Consider the following 18,276-nt stretch of genomic DNA (forward strand, 5'->3'; position numbering starts at 1 on the left):
CAAATGGACAGACGGAGAGCCCGCTCGAATGAGCGGGCTCGTTTTGCGATGATGCGGATAAGTAAAGTGGATTACAGCTACCTGTAGTCCCTTCCGCCTCTCGTACTTGCAAATCAATTAAATTAAACTGCCTGACACCGCCGCGGCGAATCCTTCTGCAAAAACGCATGCCTCCAGATACAGATTCACTCCGTATCTGTGTTTCCTCACCAGTTCTGCCGCAGTGCAAACAAGTCGCGCAGTTCCTCGTTGGATAGCTCCGTAATCCAGTTCTCCGAGGTGGAGATGACGTTCTCGCTCAGGCTCATCTTGCTTTCCAGCATTTCGTCGATCTTCTCCTCCAAGGTGCCGAGGGAAATATATTTGTGCACCTGTACATTACGCTTTTGTCCCATCCGGTAGGCGCGGTCGGTCGCCTGATTTTCGACGGCGGGGTTCCACCAGCGGTCGAAATGGAATACGTGGTTGGCGGCCGTCAGGTTGAGGCCGACTCCGCCCGCTTTCAGCGAGAGGATGAAGATACCGGGACCGTTTTCGTCCGCAGCTTGGAACGCGTCGATCATCTTGTCGCGCTCCGCCTTCGGCGTGCTTCCGTTCAAGTACAGCACGGGCTCGCCCCGATGCGTTCCAAGGATGTCGGCCAGCATGCGGCCCATGCCTACGTACTGGGTGAAGATCAGGCAGGAATCTCCTTCGCCGCGCAGCTCGTCGACCATGGCGACGAGCCGTTCGAGCTTCGCGGACCGCGAGATGAATGCCTCGCGCCGCTCCTCGGATTGGAGCGCGGATTCGGAGAGCGCCGCTTCCTTCGTAAGCAGCACAGGATGATCGCATAGCTGCTTCAGCTGGGTCAAAGCAGCCAGAATCGCGCCTTTGCGTTCGATTCCTTCGAGCTGCTTCATCCGCTCCATCAGATCCTTGACCGCTTGCTCATAGAGGGCGACCTGCTCGGCGGTCAGGTTAATGTAGACCTTCATCTCCAGCTTATCCGGCAAATCCAGCTGGATGTTAGGATCTTTCTTCTTGCGGCGCAGCATGAAAGGCTTCACAAGCCTCTGAAGCTGGGCGGTCCGTTCTTCGTCGCGATGCTTCTCGATAGGCCCGGCGAACCGATGCTGGAATCCGCGGGCGCTCCCTAAGTAACCGGGATTGAGGAAATCGTAGATGGACCACAGCTCGGACAGCCTGTTTTCGATCGGCGTTCCGGTCAGCGCAATGCGGTGTCTCGCTTTGAGCGAGCGGATGGCGACGGACTGTTTGTTCTGCGCGTTCTTAATGTTCTGGGCTTCGTCCAGACAAAGCGCGCTCCATGTAATTTCCTGCAATAACTCCTGATCGAGCAGAGCCGTCGTGTAAGAGGTAATGACGACATCCGTTTCCTGCAAGGCGGCCTGCATCGTCTCGGCGGTCATTCGTCCTTTGCCGTAATGAAGCAGCACGCGCAGCTCGGGAGCGAAGCGGTCGATCTCTTTCTGCCAGTTGCCAAGCACGGAAATCGGGCAGACGAGCAGGGCCGGAGCGGCCGACTCCTCCTTATGCTGAAGCAAGTAGGTAATAAACTGCACCGTTTTGCCGAGCCCCATATCATCGGCCAGGCAGGCGCCGAGTCCGAACTGTCTTAGGAAGCTAAGCCAGGTGAAGCCCTCGCGCTGGTAGCTGCGCAGCTGTGCTCGCAAGCCTTCCGGTACGGGCAGCTCGGTCAATTCGGAGGGCCGGCTTAGCTGCCTGAAGAGCGATAAGAGATGCGAATTCAGCTCAACCTCCAGCTTCACTCTCTCTTCGTCATCCTCCGCATCGTTCTCGCCGGTACGCTGACGTCCGGCAGGCTTCTCCTGCTCCGCTTCATTTAACAGATGCAGCTGCAGCACGTCCTGCAAGGATAAGCCTTCATCCGGGCTGATGCTATCCATCATTTTGCGAATTTGCTCAAGCAGCGCCGGATCGAGATAAACCCATTCCCCGCGGAAACGGATCAGCTTCTCCTTGCGGCTCAGCAGCTCTGCAAATTCGGTTTCGCTCAGATTGGCTTCGCCGATCGCGATCCGCCAGTCGAAATCGACCAGGGCGTTCATGCCGAATAGCGACTGGCCTCTGCCGCCGGCATCAGGCTTCACCCGCGCATGGAGGCGCGGCTTCCGCTTCGAGGCCGCTTCCCACCAGCCGGGCAGCATGACGTTCCAGCCGTCGTTTAATAATCTTCGGCTGTCCGCAGTCAGAAACTGCCAAGCTGCTTCGTCATCCAGCGGCTCGGCGAACAATTCGTCGCCGCTCATCCGATCCGGAAGCGCTGCGGTCAGCCGGGCCGCCCAACCCGAGGAACGCTCATGGATATAGGGAGTCCATGAACTGGTCCAGGCGCCGGACGCATGTCCGTCCTCAGACAGGCGAACGGGCACGAGCGCCGAGCTGTCGTTCTTATCCTGCAGCACTAGCCGGAGCCGCCAATCGAATGCTTCATCGTCCGGCTCCAGCAGTTGAAGCGCAGGACGGAAAGGAGCCGTATCCGGCTTCCATCCAAGGGCCGCAAGCCATTCTTCCTCCGCATAAGCGCCCGACACGGCAGCCGACGGATCGCCCGGCTGCCGAAACAGCGCAGGATAATCCCTACGAAGGTCGGACATGGAGGCTTCGTCGGCATAATGCTCTGCGAATACGGCCGCGGAGAAGGCGGATCGCAGTCCGGACAACTCGCTGCCGAGAGCGTCCTGCCGCTGCAGCCGCTCCCAGTCTAGCTCTTTTAGCTCTTCGGAACCCCTGTCCCATGTCCACTCCAGCCTGCCGTTTCTATAAGAGTTGTAGTTTGGGACGTAATGGCCGTCCCGGGCCGCTTTAATCAACAGCGGGGCGGATGCGAGCAGGGCGGCCGCCGTTTCATTGCCGGTATGCCAGCGGACAATCGACATGAAACCGGGAGAAGCGAAGAAGGGAAGCACCATTTCCGCAGGGAGAACCGTCACCGTAAGCTCGCCTGCCTGCTGCAGCTCGAGCGCCGTTCCGTAGCAGGACGGTTCATGCCACGCGAACAAGAGCTTGCGGAAGGATTCTCCGGCAACGGGATAATCGCTTTTCTCGCCCCACAGCAGGGCATCTCCCGAATCGGTCAGCATCGCGTGCAGCGTCATATCGTACCATGTTTTACTCATTCCGACAGCTTTCCTTTCTTGATTTCCTCATGCAGCGCCCGCAGCCGGCTGTTCCTCTCCAGGAAGCCTGCGAAGAAGCGATCCCAGCGCTCTGTCCGTTTCATTTTCTTATATACTTTGGCCAGTCGCTTGAGCAGCTTGACCGCCAGCTTGTAGTCCTGCCGGTTTTTTAATGAGACGTAATGTTCGATAGCTTGATGGTAAAAGGGCAGCAAAAGCTCCGGCGCCTCCTTCTCGATCGGCTGCAGGACGCTCACCCGGTGATCGAAAGGGCTGCGTCCTTGCATCATTTGCAATTCCAGCCAAGGCTTCCAATCCTGCCGTTCGTACAGCATATCCTCGATGATGGAAACGGAATGGGGCATCGCTTCTTCGAGAACGCTCCACATGTGAGGTTCGGCTTCAGGAACGTGATCCGCCGCCGCTTTCCAGTAAACCATATAGCTTTGGAAATCCCCCGAGTTTTTGCTGTAAAAGAAAGGGGCGATTTTGAGCAGCCACTCGATCAGCGTCTCCCATTGGCTAGAGTCCGAGAGAGGTTTAAGGAAGGATAGAAATAAACTTGCCGGCGCTTTGGCTAACATATCGATTCCTTCCAAAGCGGCCCATGCTTCCTGGCTTTTTTGTTGTTGGAGGAGCAAGAACGCTTTGGCCGCCGACAGGGAAGCGGATGCGGCGCCGGCGGTTGGCTGCTCCATGCTGCCGATCTCTTGGGAAGCCCAATGCTTCGTATCCAAATAAGGTGCAATCCAATATGTCCATAAGGCGGTATACAGACCGTAATCCAAATATTTATGCCCTTCCTCTGCGGTCAGCAATTGTCTCACATAGGCAAGCGTTTGCTTGAGCCGCTCTATGGAGAGCGTAATATCGAAGGAAGCGGGCAACTGCTTAAACTGCATATGGGTATCGTCGTAGATTCGGTACAGCATGAATGAAGTATAGTAGTTTACGGTACTTCGCGAGTTTTGCTCCTTCAGCTTGTGCAAAATGAACAAGCTTTGATGCAGCTCGAAAAAAGCCCGGTCCGTTTCCGTAAACGGGACGGAGGCCGAGCGAATTTTTTGCAGCTGATGCCGCAGCATTTCCACGTACACGCCCTGATCGTAGGAAGGTTGAATGTGGGCGGTATACTGCTCCAACAGCTTATGCCAGCCGAATACGTCCATGCCGGGCAATGCTTGAAGCGATGCTTGCGGGGCCGAAGCGGCGGCCAGACGCCGGACGCTGTGCTTGGCATTGACCACTTGGGAAGCCGGGTAGCCGAGCCGATCGGCAAGCTCCATGATCACTGCGGCCATATGCTTGCAGAAGGATTGGACAGGACAGCTGCAGGAGCTGGTCCTTAAATGATGAAGCTTAAGCGTCACCGTATAATCTTCCGTACCCGTAACCCTTGCTTTAATAATGCCGCCGTCGGAGGAAATCAGGCTGACGACGCGCTGTTGTTTGAAATAGTTGAACCCCCGGCTGAGGGTGACTTCGTTGAAAGACGAAGCTACTTGTTCCAGCAGCTTCGGCCATTGTTCATCGTCCAAGGCGGAATATAAGCTCATAGCCTAGCTCCTTGCTAAAAAGTAAAAAATCGTATCCTTCTATTATAGTGTGATGCGAATAAAAATTCGACCTTTTCAGAAAAAGTCGGGAAAAAAGGAGGAATTAGGGCGAATGGCAGCTGTATTGGCATGGTGGAAAAGGGGAACAAGAGCCGGCAGAGAGCGGAGCGCATCAATATTCGGCTTTTGCAGAGGACGTTCTCCGCTTAAGGAGCATCTTCAGACAGTAACCCGATCACTTTGTCTAGTTTTTGATTCATCGAATCGATCTTATCGGTCAATTGCGCATGGTTGGGATTCGTGACGGCCGCGTTATTCTGATTAGCGATAATACATGATCCGAGCAGAATGCAGCAGCCCAGAAAAACGATGGCTCCCTTAAGTGTAAACTCCCGTCTCCCCGGCTTGTTTTCAGTGACATGATTCATATTCACACATCCCCTTTAATGTAAAATATTACTTAATTATGCATTATAACGCGGTGGGTCCGCATCCTTCAAATGCTATCGCGCCGCTTTCTTGGGACTTGCGTCGGATGAAAGCCGCTCGCGTTCGCGATGCGGAATGCGGGAACGGGAGGTCCCAAGTCGCATACAACCCGCAAGATTCCGAGCGTCAAACACGGCCTTGCCGGGCATGACGGCTGCAGGAAATGAGACCGCCGCCCCGGACCCTATATATGGAACCTATGGTATACTATATGAAAAATAAAAGGGCGGATACGGTCACAAGGGAGGCGGATCTATTGAATACGCTATGGGCCATTCGCTGCGGCATCCGGGATTGGGTCGAAGCCGTCTGCCGTACGATTCGGGCGCTGATCGCCAAATACCCGTTTCTCCGGACGGTGTATACCTTATGTTCATGGTTTTCTCTGGCGGTGTTTGTTGTTAGTCTGATTTTCTTTAGAGACTCCCGCACGATGCTGGTTCAATATGCGTGGTCGTTTTATGTGCTGCTGCAGTTTTGGTTTTTGTGCCGCAGCAAGACGCTGCCGTGGAAGACGGCTGTGCTGTTCGTGCTCTCCGGCGTTTTTCTGGTGGTGCCGTTCACGGCGTTGACGATCCAAGCGATGCATGTCGTCTTCGGAGGGAGAACGTCCGACACTTGGTCGATGTCCGTCTTCACGCCGATTTTCGAAGAGCTGTGGAAGCTGCTTCCGTTAGGCGTCTTTTTGCTGTTCTCGCGCCGCGCCTCCGCTTTAAGCTTAAGCGATTATACGCTGATCGGCGCCGCGACCGGAGTCGGCTTTCAACTGATGGAGGAGTTGAGTCGGCGCTGGCTGAATTCCGGTCTTATCGGGAGAACCTTCGGTTACAGCACGACGCTGCTGGGCGGAGAGACGATCCATTGGGACCTGTTCTCGCTGTTTCCCGGGCGGTTTGAAGAAAGCATCTTTCCGACGCTGATGACCGTCAGTCATCCGGTGCATACCGCGATGATCGCGCTTGGCTGCGGTATCGCTTACCGGCTGAGGGCAAAGTGGACGCGCTGGACATTTTTGTTTCCGGCGCTGTTATTAGCTTGGTCTATCCTTGATCACGCCGCCTATAACGGCCAGCATAAGCTGCCGGATTGGATATATACGATTCACGGCTGGACCGGGGACGGCTATAAGACGCGTCCGGCGTTTCTTCTTATGCTGGCGGCATCGCTGTACGCCGATTATCGTTTGCTTGGCAAGGTCCGCGACCGTCTTCCGGTTTTGCCGAACGAGCCGTTCTTTAACCCGTTCTCCGAGCTGTGGAATATGAGTTTCGCCTTGTTTCGGGATCGGCGGAAATTCGCTTATTGGCTGAGCTTTTACCGGGATCGGCGCGAGCTTGGAATGAACCTGCTTTACGGAAATGAGGAGGCCGCCGGCAGAAGGGGCCCTGTCCGCGAACGGGTGCAGACGGTTTACCGGGCGCTGGCCGGAGTGGCGGTCATTCTGCTCCTCGCGGGGCTTACGGCGGGCTGGAATGCCTACGATGCAGGCGGAGCCGGACCGGCTTGCTTCGCCTGCATGTTCGATTCGCTGCAAAACTGGTGGGACCGCCTGCCATGGTATGAGCAAGGCGCGATTCTGCTCGGAGCGCTTGCGTTATCGCTGCTGTTCGTCGAGTTCTGGCCCGCTGTCGGCATCGCGATGACGGCCGGGAGCATTGCCGGAAGCGGGCATACGATCGCGGACTATATCCGCGATCCGAGGAAGATGCTGACGCCGGAGAACGCGCTCGCCGTAGCGGCCGGCATCGTACTAAGCCGGATTCCATTCGGCAGGGCGTTTCAATGGATGGGGCGCAAGGGTCGCGGCTACATGCGCAAGCTGCTCGATAAGCTGGGCCGCCGCAAGCCGGATATCGGCGCGCCGGGGAAGCCTCCGCATCATGACGGCCCGGGACGCGGCGGTCATTCCGAGAGGACGGACGAACCGCACAAGTCGGATGAAGAAGCGCCGAATCGGGATCACACGGACGATAACCGGAACGACGATACGGCGCCTGCGGCAGGGAAAAGCTACAACGAGGTCGAAATTGTCGATCATCGGGGCAATCCGCTGGGCGAATTCGATGAAATCGACGTCGAGAGAGGCGTATTCTACGAGGATAAAACGGCCAAAGGGCTCGACCGCATCAATCCGCGAACGGGGAAGCCTTCGCAGACGCCGCAGCAATTCGCCGATAAGCAAATTCTCGCGAAGACGCGGGTACGCATTCAAAATATGCTGGAGAAAGCTGTCTCCACCCGGGCGACGGTTCACGGCTCGGCCGACGTTCCCGATCTGCAGGACATTAAGTCGATCCGCAACTTCGTGTTCCGGTTGGACGGCGATACCCCGGAGCTGCGCAGCGCCGTGGGAAATAGTTTGAATCAGTTGAGACAGGAATTTCCGGATTACACATTTAACGCTTTGTTTGGGGGGAAACCGTAATGTCCATTAGCGCTTTTATTCCTGAGCCCGCCGATGAATTCGAACGGCAATTTCAAGTGCCTGTCGCCGCGGAGGCGTTCTTCGCGGAATGCTGGGAGCCTGCCGCAGAAGCATTGGGCTTGAAGTGGGTCCCCGTCTTCTCTACCGGGATTGAAGTCATGAAGGAAGATTTGCCGGAGGTGCTAGACGAACTGGAGCGGTTAAAGCATTGGGCTTTGAGCCGAGGCGGAGAACGAATGGAGAAGCTGGCAAGCCGGATCGAGCTGCTGCAGGCCGAGCTGCCCAAAGCGCTGCAGCGGGACGGGGCCGTCGTGTATATCGGATAACAGATAGGATGCGGCATGTCGGGGCCGCGCGGGCCGCTGCAGCCGGATTGCCAAGGACAAAATTGAAACACCGTTAATGAAGGGAAATTCCTTTATTGGCGGTGTTTTTTCTTTTTACAAAACGCTTTGTCGGGAATAGGCATTTTGAACGTATACGACGGTTCGCGATGCCGGCATGATCCTACAAAAGATGCAGTATGTTGATTGTTCGACAAGCTTCCAAGGGAGACGTATCTAATTTTGCGAGATTTCGTCGAAATTGTTTAGTTTTTGTTCAGGAGTCACTGATATGATCGTTCAATCGGATTATTTTATATGGCTTTGGAGCTGCGGGGGGATGTTTAGCGGACGAAAGAACTATATCGTTGGGGGAACTATTGCATAGGAAAGCGGCGGCTAGCGCCAAGCTGCGGTAGCGGCCAACAAAGGGCCGACAAAGGCCAATGGATGAGATAAGAGGGAGGAAATAACGAAATGAAACGGCATAACGCCAAATGGATGTCATGGGTCGTCATGGTATGCATGATGATCATGTTGATGCAGCCTTTCGCTCTGTCGGCATATGCGGGCGAGAGCGGCAAGACGGTCAAATGGCTGACGTACAAAAACGATGATTTTTCCAATCCGAATCAAGTGAATCTGTTCTCGTTAAACGGAACGACGAAGGTCATTACCGACTCCAAGAACAGCACGCGCAAAATTTTGAGGTTGACCGAGTCACAAGGAAACAAATACGGTACGGCCTTTAACAAAAGGCTGATCGCGCCGGGCAATCATTATTCGTTCAGCACGATGTTTAAGTTCCGTATGAACGAAGGGAAAAACGCCAGTCCGGCGGACGGCATTACGTTCACGGTGCAGGCCCAGTCCAACAACGCCGGACAAGTGGGACAAGGGATCGGATACGGCGGTATTAAGCCCAGCTTCGCCGTCAAATACGATACGTACCAAAACCCTTCTCCGATTAACGACCCGTCGAACAACTATATCGGCTTGGCGGTCAACGGAAATGTGGAAAATAGCAACTCCGACTGGTACAAGACTCTGAATCCAAGTTCGCTCAAGCTTGCCGACGGCAACGATCATTATTCCTGGATCGATTATGACGGAAGCGCGAAAAATGTCAAAGTATATATCGGTGATACGGAAACGCGTCCGGCTGCTCCGGTATTAGATGTTAACGGTATCGACCTGGAGACGATTTTCCAAGGCAAACCGGGCGTATATGCCGGTTTTACCGCAGCGACCGGCGGCTCGATGGAGACGCATGATATTTTGTCCTGGCATTTCATCAACGAAGTCGATCCGATCGACGTCTCCGATTCGACGATCGAATATAAGCAAGCGCCGACCAACGTTGTGGTCGAAGCGGTGCCGACCGGAGAGCAGGGCAAATATGCGGTGACGACGACTTTGTACGATGTGGACGGCAACCCGGTAGCAGGAGCGCCGATTACGCTGACCTCTACGGACGGGACTCCGGCAAGCGGCAGTCTGCAATCGGATGGGAATGGGCAAGGAACGACGATTGTCGATTTCGGCACGAATCCTCCTTCCGGAGATATTACGGCGGTTACGGTAGGCGGCGGCTATTCGACGGTTACTATCAAGCCTGCACCGACTGAATTGTCGGCGGGAACAACAGCTCAGACGGCGACGAAGCTGACCTGGAAGGCGGTGCAGGGAGCAAGCTACTACAATGTCTATAAAGACGGCGTATTGTATGCGACTAACGTAACGCAAGCGACCTACAATGCATCTGATCTGCATCCCGGCGAGTTCGCCAAGTTCACCGTAACAGCGGTGATGAAGAGCGACGACAGCACCGCGGAATCGGTTCCGTCGAATGAAGTTACGGTGCCGATGCCGGCCGGAACTACGCTGGACAGCGTGAAGTACACGCTTCCGGTCGAATCGACGCATCAAACGGTTGTGTCCTCGGTGTACGCCGACGGAACGAAGTTCGATGTCACGAAGTACAGCAGCTTTAACACAAGCGACGAGCGGGTTGCCACAGTCGGTCCGGACGGCCTCGTCACTGCCGTAGGGGCAGGGACAACGGTCATTAAGGCCGTATATAACGGCACTCCGCTGACGGCGACGGTGACGGTGCCTATCGATGCGCCTACCGGCGTGACGGCAACCGACGTCACATCGACAGGCGCGAAAGTGGACTGGCAGCCGGTTCCCGGTGCGCAAACGTACAATATTTACGATAACGGCAAATTGATCGCATCCGGCGTCACCGGAACAAGTTATCAAGTGACCGGTTTAACACCGGGAACCAACCACAGCTTTAAAGTGACGGCGGTTAGCAACAACATCGAATCCGCGCCTTCGAGCGCAGCGGGTAGCGTAGAGCTGCCTTCTCTGAAAAACCTGCTGCTGGACAGCACGGAATATTCGCTTCCGGTCGTGGCTGCACATCAAACGGTCGTCACTTCGGTATATACCGATGGAACGAAATATGATGTGACCGGCTACAGCGACTATCGTTCCGACAATGACCAAGTTGCGGTCATCGGCCCGGACGGCCTTGTGACGGCTGTAGGGGCGGGAACTACGGTAATTCATGCTGTATATGGCGGGAAGCAAGTGACGGCGGCCATTACGGTAACGATCGGCGCTCCTGCGGCCGTAACGGCAAGCGATATCACATCGACGGGCGCAAAAGTGAACTGGACAGCGGTTCCCGGAGCGCAAACATATAATATTTACGATAACGGCAAATTAGTCGCATCCGGCGTTACGGGTACGAGCTACCAGGTAACCGGTCTTGCGCCGGGAACCGAGCACAGCTTCACCGTGAAGGCGGTCAGCAACAACATTGAATCCGCGCCTTCGAATGCATCCGATGCCGCTACGACGACATTGCGCGACTTGCTCGCGGACCCGGCCGACTACACGTTGGAGACGGGAGCGACGCATGCGATTCAGGCTAACGCAGTGTATTTGGATGAAAGTGTCAAAGACGTGACGAAGCAAGCGCAATACAGCTCCTCCAATCCCGATGTGGTTACGGTGGATGCGAACGGAGTAGTGACCGCCAAAGGTCCAGGCAAGGCGACTATTACGGTAGCTTACGACGGCAAGACGGTCGTGCAAACCGTTACGGTTCAAGATAAGCTTCCGCAATATAAACTGACGCTGAGCTCGACTCCGGATTCCGTAGTGGGGGACGGCAAGTCGTCGGTGCAATTGCAGGCTGCTGTCGTTACGACAGACGGACGTCCGGCAGCGGGTGTACCGGTAACATTCCATTTCGGCAGCAATACCGCAGATGACGTTACGGTAACTACGAATGAAAATGGCATTGCGGTTATCGACTATACGGCGCCGGCGCTGCAAGGTCTCGTTCCGGCCAATGAAGTGATCACGGCTGTGGCGACCGATCCGGCATCCGGACTTTCGACCCGGCAAAGTATTGGCATTACTTATATGCCTGCCGCCGTTCAAGGCGTCGTTGTGGATCAGGTTACAGGCAAACCGGCTGCAGGAGCTACCGTGTCGGTGACAGCCGATTTTAACGGAGACGGCATTATTGACTTCACATCGACAGTGATGACGGGAGAAGACGGTTCTTATTCCATCGGCGTGCCTCGCGGCAACTTTACGTATAACATGAGCATCGCAACGCCGGTTCAAATCGGCGGACAAACCGTTACTTTAACGAAAGTGCAGACCGCTACGGTAGGACAACTGCAAGCGGTAGGCGAGCAAGTTGCTTCTGCGAATCAAATTAGCGGACAATTGTTCCTGTTGAACGGCGCTTCTTCGAATCCGATTTCGCAGACGGCGATCATCGATGCGTTCGGAGCAGGTAACGTCAGCGCTATCGTAGAAGGTTTGGAAGGCAACAACTATCAAGCGGAAGTGGCTTTGAATGCCGACGGAAGCTTTAATGTAAGCAATGTGCCGCAAGGCCGTTATAAAATTTCGTACCGGATCAAGGCGGAAGACGGAACGGTGCTTGCCGGACCATCCGCAACGGTAGAAGTGAAACAAAACGGCGAATTGTCCATCGGCTACTCCTTGATCGATCCTTACGGAACGGTGACGGATTCCGTGACAGGCAAAGTACTCAGCGATGTTACAGTCAACCTGTACTGGGCGGATACCGAGCTGAACAAGCAATCCGGCCGTACGCCGAACACATTGGTTACACTGCCGGTGCTTGAGAAGTTTGCTCCGAATCAGAACCATAACCCGCAGCAGACCGATCTGACAGGCAGCTACGCCTGGATGGTGTACGGAGAGGGAGATTATTATATCGTTGCGGTGAAGCCAGGCTATTACAATTACAGCACGCTGGATGCCAAGCCTAACGTACCGGCGGCCGAAGGCACCGACAGTTATATTAAAGACGGCATTATTCATATCGGTAAAGACATTATGGGTCTGGACTTCAGCATGCTGATGGTCCGCAAATCGAATCACTCTTCGTCCGGCGGCGGCTCGTCTTATGTGCCGGCAGCGCCGAACTTGTCCGTGAACTTGTCGGTAGACAAGAGTCTGGTCAAGGAAGGCGATACGGCGACGGTAACCGTAGATTACAAAAATAATTCTTCCGTCTCGCTGGACAGCGGAGTCATTACAATGACCGTTCCTGCTGGCGCCAAAGTCGTGAATGCAGGCGGCGGCACGGTCAGCGGCGACACGATTACATGGAATGTGACGGACGTTGCTGCAGGACAGGAAGGAAGCTTCAAGGTAGAGCTGGAATGGGGACTTCTGGACGCAGCGGATAAGCAGTACGATATTCAAGCGCAGTTCACTGCAAACGGAGATGCTTCGAATGCGGCAACCGAGAATTCGGCAGTGAAGATCAAGGTCTTCTCCGACCGTTTCGGCAATCTGAAGCATCAACGTTATATTCTGGGCTATCCGGACGGCAAGTTCCACCCGGAAAGCTCGCTGACCCGCGCCGAGCTGGCGGCTATCGTAGCGCGCTTGACGGAGAACGGGAAAGATACGGGCACTCTGAATTATACGGACGTTCAGTCAGATCACTGGGCGGCCAACTATATTAAAATTGCCACGCGGCACGGATATTTCAGCGGATTTGAGGATGGAAGCTTCCGTCCTGAAGCCAAGGTATCCAGAGGCGAGCTGGCAGCGGTCATGGCGCGCTTCCTGCAATTGAACGTCAGCGCAGCGGATCAGCCGCATTTCACCGATCTGAACGGCCATTGGGCTGCTGACACCATCGAAGCGCTGTACCGCGGCAAATTTTTGAACGGTTACACCGACGGCACCTTCAAGCCTCAAGAGAGCATCAGCAGAGTCGAGGCCGTCACCATGATTAACCGGATGCTGTACCGCGGTCCGCTTAAGGGCTTAGCTCCTCAATTCCCGGATGTAGCTGAATCCCATTGGGGCTTCGGAGACGTTCAAGAAGCGACGGTATCCCACGAGGCCGTTCGCAATTCGGACGGAAGCGAGACTTGGAAGAACAAGATCGACGATCAAGTCGAGTAAGAACGAGATTCGATCATCATGCAGCAACACGAAGCCGGGCGCTACTCAAGCGCCCGGTTTTTTCGTTGTTTAGGAAATGATGCGCAGCCATATCCTGTGGAAATCCGGGTGCTCCCCCGAAAGTAAAGTCTACCCATAGAACGATCCCAGAGGAATGGTTAGACGCCGATCCAGCTTAGGCTGGATGCGGACGGAATAAGCTTCAGAGCATCACGTCACTTTTGGGGGATTTGTTTCCGCAATGCTAGAGGTGGCGACAAAGCGGCCGGAGACCGATACAACGTTAACACAGTAAATCGGAGCCTTGGTCGACCACGATCGCCCTCAATGTTCTCTTTGCTTGTCGCGCGCTGCCAGCAAAAACTGAATGACGGCGAGGACCGCCGTATCGACGGCCGAAGCCATCAAGGTCACCCAAAACCAGCTTGTGGTGCCCATCGAGTAATACAGCGCGCTGTGCAAAACCATCAGCACAATAAACGACAGCCATAACGAAATCGACCTGATCCAATCGGCCATATACTTTTCCTGCCTTTCTAAGCGCATTTTATTTATAGCATAACCATAACGACCGAATTCTTTCCTCGGATGACCGTACTATTAAAAGAACGGCGATTTCATCGCGTCCTGAGGTTTGTATAATTCGGTTGGAAACAGTAAGCGGACGACCAGAGGGAAAACGGCAGGCTGGAAGGCGCCGCGAAAAAGGAGCTATCGGTTCATGAGACAACTATTCGTCATTGGCGACAGCATTTCGATTCAATACGGTCCTTATTTGCGCTCCATGGTTGAGGGCAAGTTCGGATACGATCGCAAGCGCGGCGAGGAGCAAGCGCTGGTTGATCTGGATAAGCCCGTCGGCGCGAACGGCGGGGACAGTGCTATGCTGCTCGATTATTTGCGGGAAGAGCACAGCAGAGGAACCCGCTACGACATCCTTCTGCTCAATTGCGGACTGCATGATATGAAAACGAGTCCCCGGGACGGCACCAAGCAAGTGCCACTGGAAGCTTATCATGGTAATTTGCGGGAAATCGTCGAGCTGGCCAAGGCTATGGCAAACGACGTCGTCTGGGTAAGAACGACGGACGCGCTGGAGGAAATTCATAATGCCAAGAGCAAATCGTTCTACCGATTCCATGCGGATGCGCTCGCCTATAACGAAACGGCGGATCGGATGATGAAGGCGAGCGGTATTCCCCTCGTCGATCTGTACGGCTTTAGCCGGACGTTCGGACCGGAGGCGTTCGGCGATCATGTGCATTATACGGATGAAGTCCGCAAGCTGCAAGCGGCGTTTATCGCCGGTTATTTGGATGCGCTCTTCGCCTGAAACCCGATTATTGCTATGACAAAGAAACGCTGCTTGCATTCTCATTGCCGACAGCGTTTCTTTGTTATGAGTAAGAATGACACCCGGGTTCCTTGCGGGAATCGTCCTTACGGGAAGGCGGAAGCCTGCGGGCATCCGGCGGTCACGGCAGCCGGAACAGCTTGCGCGCGTTCTCGCTAAGCATTTTGCGCCGCTTCTTCTCGGGCAGCCGCTTGAGCCACGGCACGGAGGAACGCAGGGCCTTGTCATTTTTATCGAGCCGCCATAGCAGAGGGGGCAGCCACGCGACACCGCCTTCGCAAAGAACGACCTTGAACTGCGGATATTTCTCGAACACGCCTTCGCAGACGAAGCTGACCCGATGCACCATAAACGTTTGGGAGAGGCATGTATGCCACTGCAAGTAGTTCGAGACGTAGCCGACGGCGGTCGGGGCGTTGAAGATGCGGCTTCCTTCGGCGCCGGGATGAATGATCAAGGGCAAGCAAGTAATCCGGTTCACCAAGGAGCGGCTTCACGAGGAGGATCTGAGCTTGTATCTCGTCGCCGAGAACATGTACGTCAACTATTCGTACTTGAGCCGGACGTTCAAGGAAGTAACCGGCGAATCGTACTCCGATTACATGCTGCGTCTGCGGATGGAGAAAGCAAAAGAGCTGCTTGCCCAAGGCATAAAGGTGTACGACGCAGCCGGGCAGGCCGGCTATAAGCATGTCAACTATTTCTCCAAAAGCTTTCAAAAATATGGGGGGATGAAGCCAAGCGATGTGAATAAATAACGGGAGGGGCCGGCTTGCAGATTTCTAGAAGCATACAGAAATTTGACTTCTTTTGATAATTCGTATATACTTTGTATATACATTTAGGGGGCGATTAGATGTTTCAAGTTCAAAAATGGGGTAACTCCCTTGGCATTCGCATTCCGAAATCCCTTGCTATGAAGGCGGGAATAGAGGAAGGAACCGAAGTCGACTTGGATATTGAAGAAGGTCACATTGTAATCAAGCCGAAGTCAACAACGCTGGACGAGCTTCTGTCTCAAATTACACCGGATAACATTCACACGGAAATCTCAACTGGCGAACCGCAAGGACGGGAAGCATGGTAAACAATGAGTATGTGCCGGATCGCGGCGACTTGGTATGGTTGCAGTTTAACCCGCAAGCGGGTCATGAACAGGCAGGTAAGCGCCCAGCCTTGATCATTTCTTCTGCATCTTATAACGGCAAGGTTGGTCTTTCCTTGCTTTGTCCGGTAACCTCTAAGCAAAAGGGATATCCGTTCGAAGTGGTTATTCCGCAGAATTTACCGATTGAAGGGGTCATCCTTGCCGATCAGGTAAAGAGTCTCGATTGGCAGTCCCGACAGGCTGCGTTTATTTGCAAAGTATCGCAGGAGACCTTGTCAGAGGTTGTGGCAAAATTGGATTTACTGATCCGTTAATCGATGAATAGTCTTCCGAGGAGGCCTTGGAAGGCATTTGGTTAACATTTTAGAACGTATACCCGAGCTCCACTTGGTGGGGCTATTTTATCGTTTAGGAAATGATGCGCAGCCATATCCTGTGGAAATCCAGGGGCTCCCCCAAAAGTAAAGTCTACCCATAGAACGATCCCAGAGGAATGGTTAGACGCCGATCCAGCTTAGGCTGGATGCGGACGGAGTAAGCTTCAGAGCATCACGTCACTACCCTGGAAATTACTCTTGGTACCCCATTTCCATTGTCTGTGGTGCCGCGTAGCGGCATGGATGGCTTTTGGGGGATTTGTTCTTATATAGGCATGTTTAAAGCCTTAAGTATAAATAACGGGAGGGGCCGGCTCGCAGCAGACGGCTCCTCTTTCTCGTTCCCGCATTGTTGAGACCGTCGGGAACGGCCATAATCGGAAAAAGTAAAATAAGTTGCAGCGAAAGTAAAAGAATGTAGATACGAATTGATCCGGCAAACGGCTATGATGATCTCCTCCGGCGGGGGGCCGACTCCCGGCCATCCGTGGTGCATGACGACGGCTATCGGCTCTACGCCGGTGACGAAGGGCCAGTGGCACGCGGTCGCTTTTACGTACGACGGCGGCGCAGAAGGAGCGGACTTTACCGTGGGAGCGGTTTACCGGTCCGGCTCTATGGGCAATTTCTATGCCGGGCCGCTCGGGGGGGCTGGCGGTGTTCAACCGGGCGCTGGGCGACGAGGAGCTTGCCGGGCTCACGTGAAGTCCGGAGCAAGCACCGAACCGGCGCGAATGTAATGCGGAAAAGAAAAGACAGCTTCGCGCAGCGCGGCTCATCGAGGCATTCGATGAACGGAAGCGCGTGTAAATGAATCTCGGCCAGTGAAGCCGCTTGTTCCGGTATGGAACGGCAGCCCGCCGGCCGGATTTTTTTATCATTTGAAGTATGCACAGTGTTTACTTTACCCGAAGACGAGTATAAAGCCTTGAAATAAAAGTCCACAGAACACGGAGGTAACTAGGATGGGACCATAGCTAGATTAAACTAACCGACATCTAAACGAAGAAGACTGATTTCGATAGGGAAGCGTGCAGAGCGCGAATATAAGAGTGATCAGGAAGGATATAAAGGTTGAATACTGGAATGCAATAGGGTATCTCCCCATAATCCATTTTTTATTTATTTTCGAAGAAAAAACCTCGATCAAGATAGACAATGGACTGATGGCCTTTTATTTGGATCTCATCATGGTTCTCTTGTGGACACGTACACAAAAATGGGTTTTGTGTTTATGGGTCAATATAAGTTGCCAAACATTATAAGCCTAAAATTTCGAGAACCAAATGAATTGTGCTGCCAAATAAAGTAATGCTAATCCTATAATATAAGCAATAATTGTGTATGTAAGGCTGTATTTAATTTTATAAAAACCGAATGCTAAGAAGAAAATACCTAATATTAGAACACTTATACCAAATTGTCTATTAATAAATAAAACATATATTTCAATGATCAGTACAATAAGCCATATAATTTTAAACCACAATGGATACTTTGATAAAAGCTTTATTATCTGCACCAATTTCACCTCTTTATTTTACAAAAAAAGCATTTCCCTTTAAAAGGAAAATGCCTTTTTGGTTATTATAACATAAATAGGTGTAATTTACATTTGATTAATATACCCATAAGCTTTTTGTAAATCCGAATTACAGATATTATAATCGGTTTGCACTAAAACGGCAGCACCAACTGCACCAACACCTGCAGCAATAAAAGCTATAATAGTTTCAATCCCTATTATTGCAAGGGCGGTGGCATATACAAAAGCTTCCTCAGCGGCCATCAAGTTATTGTAATCGCCAGTGAAAATATCAATGGTAGATTGAGTTCTATTTGTATAAGCATTAGAAGCGTGGTGAAAAAGTGGCATTGTACAGTCATGACACAATAGAAATGGTAAAATAAATGGAACTGATCGATGAGAAATGAGGCCAAAACTTATGCTAGTTTCCAAACGCCAAGGCACCCAACCTCGACTATTTCAAATGGTCGAGATGGAGGCGCTTGTTCCCCA

At 53.3% G+C, this 18,276-nt stretch carries 14 protein-coding genes; 8 read left to right on the forward strand and 6 right to left on the reverse strand.

Going from position 1 to position 18,276, the window contains the following annotated elements; translation table 11 throughout:
• Positions 1 to 206: 206 nt before the first annotated feature.
• The 3 genes from N0M98_RS29620 to N0M98_RS29630 all read right to left on the reverse strand — a co-directional run bounded on the left by N0M98_RS29620 (position 207) and on the right by N0M98_RS29630 (position 5,127).
• A complete protein-coding gene (locus tag N0M98_RS29620) occupies positions 207 to 3,143 on the reverse strand; it encodes a DEAD/DEAH box helicase (protein ID WP_259620023.1) in 2,937 nt (978 codons plus the stop codon).
• Positions 3,140 to 4,699: an SWIM zinc finger family protein gene (locus N0M98_RS29625; RefSeq protein ID WP_259620024.1), complete on the reverse strand. Its 1,560-nt coding sequence runs from the start codon at positions 4,697 to 4,699 to the stop codon at positions 3,140 to 3,142. The genes N0M98_RS29620 and N0M98_RS29625 overlap by 4 nt, the downstream gene beginning before the upstream one ends.
• A gap of 206 nt (positions 4,700 to 4,905) precedes the next feature.
• Positions 4,906 to 5,127 (reverse strand): hypothetical protein, encoded by a 222-nt coding sequence (locus N0M98_RS29630; RefSeq protein ID WP_259620025.1) that lies wholly within the window; start codon positions 5,125 to 5,127, stop codon positions 4,906 to 4,908.
• A gap of 317 nt (positions 5,128 to 5,444) precedes the next feature.
• Between N0M98_RS29630 and N0M98_RS29635 the strand changes: the two genes are divergently transcribed.
• The 3 genes from N0M98_RS29635 to N0M98_RS29645 all read left to right on the forward strand — a co-directional run bounded on the left by N0M98_RS29635 (position 5,445) and on the right by N0M98_RS29645 (position 13,417).
• On the forward strand, positions 5,445 to 7,613 hold the full coding sequence (locus N0M98_RS29635) for a PrsW family intramembrane metalloprotease (protein WP_259620026.1): 2,169 nt from the start codon (positions 5,445 to 5,447) through the stop codon (positions 7,611 to 7,613).
• On the forward strand, positions 7,613 to 7,939 hold the full coding sequence (locus N0M98_RS29640; RefSeq protein ID WP_259620027.1) for a hypothetical protein: 327 nt from the start codon (positions 7,613 to 7,615) through the stop codon (positions 7,937 to 7,939). The genes N0M98_RS29635 and N0M98_RS29640 overlap by 1 nt, the downstream gene beginning before the upstream one ends.
• 474 nt (positions 7,940 to 8,413) lie before the next feature.
• Complete coding sequence (locus N0M98_RS29645) at positions 8,414 to 13,417, forward strand: S-layer homology domain-containing protein (protein WP_259620028.1); 5,004 nt, start codon at positions 8,414 to 8,416, stop codon at positions 13,415 to 13,417.
• A gap of 324 nt (positions 13,418 to 13,741) precedes the next feature.
• On the opposite strand, the gene N0M98_RS29650 is transcribed toward N0M98_RS29645, so the two are convergent.
• Entirely contained in the window at positions 13,742 to 13,936 is a 195-nt protein-coding gene (locus N0M98_RS29650; RefSeq protein ID WP_259620029.1) for a hypothetical protein, read from the reverse strand.
• A 202-nt stretch (positions 13,937 to 14,138) separates the two neighbouring features.
• Here N0M98_RS29650 and N0M98_RS29655 point away from each other — a divergent pair, with 202 nt between their 5' ends.
• Positions 14,139 to 14,750, forward strand: a complete 612-nt coding sequence (locus N0M98_RS29655) for an SGNH/GDSL hydrolase family protein (protein WP_259620030.1) — start codon at positions 14,139 to 14,141, stop codon at positions 14,748 to 14,750.
• A 142-nt stretch (positions 14,751 to 14,892) separates the two neighbouring features.
• Here the strand turns inward: N0M98_RS29655 and N0M98_RS29660 are convergent, their stop codons facing one another.
• Complete coding sequence (locus N0M98_RS29660) at positions 14,893 to 15,234, reverse strand: amidohydrolase family protein (RefSeq protein WP_259620031.1); 342 nt, start codon at positions 15,232 to 15,234, stop codon at positions 14,893 to 14,895.
• Here N0M98_RS29660 and N0M98_RS29665 point away from each other — a divergent pair.
• The 4 genes from N0M98_RS29665 to N0M98_RS29680 all read left to right on the forward strand — a co-directional run bounded on the left by N0M98_RS29665 (position 15,221) and on the right by N0M98_RS29680 (position 16,996).
• Positions 15,221 to 15,529, forward strand: a complete 309-nt coding sequence (locus tag N0M98_RS29665) for a helix-turn-helix domain-containing protein (RefSeq protein WP_259620032.1) — start codon at positions 15,221 to 15,223, stop codon at positions 15,527 to 15,529. The genes N0M98_RS29660 and N0M98_RS29665 overlap by 14 nt on opposite strands.
• 98 nt (positions 15,530 to 15,627) lie before the next feature.
• Positions 15,628 to 15,858, forward strand: coding sequence for an AbrB/MazE/SpoVT family DNA-binding domain-containing protein (locus N0M98_RS29670; protein ID WP_249861132.1), 231 nt, complete (start codon positions 15,628 to 15,630; stop codon positions 15,856 to 15,858).
• Positions 15,852 to 16,193, forward strand: coding sequence for an endoribonuclease MazF (gene mazF / locus N0M98_RS29675; protein WP_259620033.1), 342 nt, complete (start codon positions 15,852 to 15,854; stop codon positions 16,191 to 16,193). The genes N0M98_RS29670 and mazF overlap by 7 nt, the downstream gene beginning before the upstream one ends.
• Positions 16,194 to 16,684: 491 nt before the next feature.
• Positions 16,685 to 16,996 carry a hypothetical protein gene (locus N0M98_RS29680; protein ID WP_259620034.1) on the forward strand — a complete coding sequence of 104 codons (312 nt, stop codon included), beginning with the start codon at positions 16,685 to 16,687 and terminating at the stop codon, positions 16,994 to 16,996.
• 869 nt (positions 16,997 to 17,865) lie between these two features.
• Here the strand turns inward: N0M98_RS29680 and N0M98_RS29685 are convergent.
• Entirely contained in the window at positions 17,866 to 18,216 is a 351-nt protein-coding gene (locus N0M98_RS29685; RefSeq protein WP_259620035.1) for a hypothetical protein, read from the reverse strand.
• Between the last annotated feature and the right edge of the window lie 60 nt (positions 18,217 to 18,276).

The organism is Paenibacillus doosanensis (assembly GCF_025060755.1).
Classification (GTDB): domain Bacteria; phylum Bacillota; class Bacilli; order Paenibacillales; family NBRC-103111; genus Paenibacillus_S; species Paenibacillus_S doosanensis.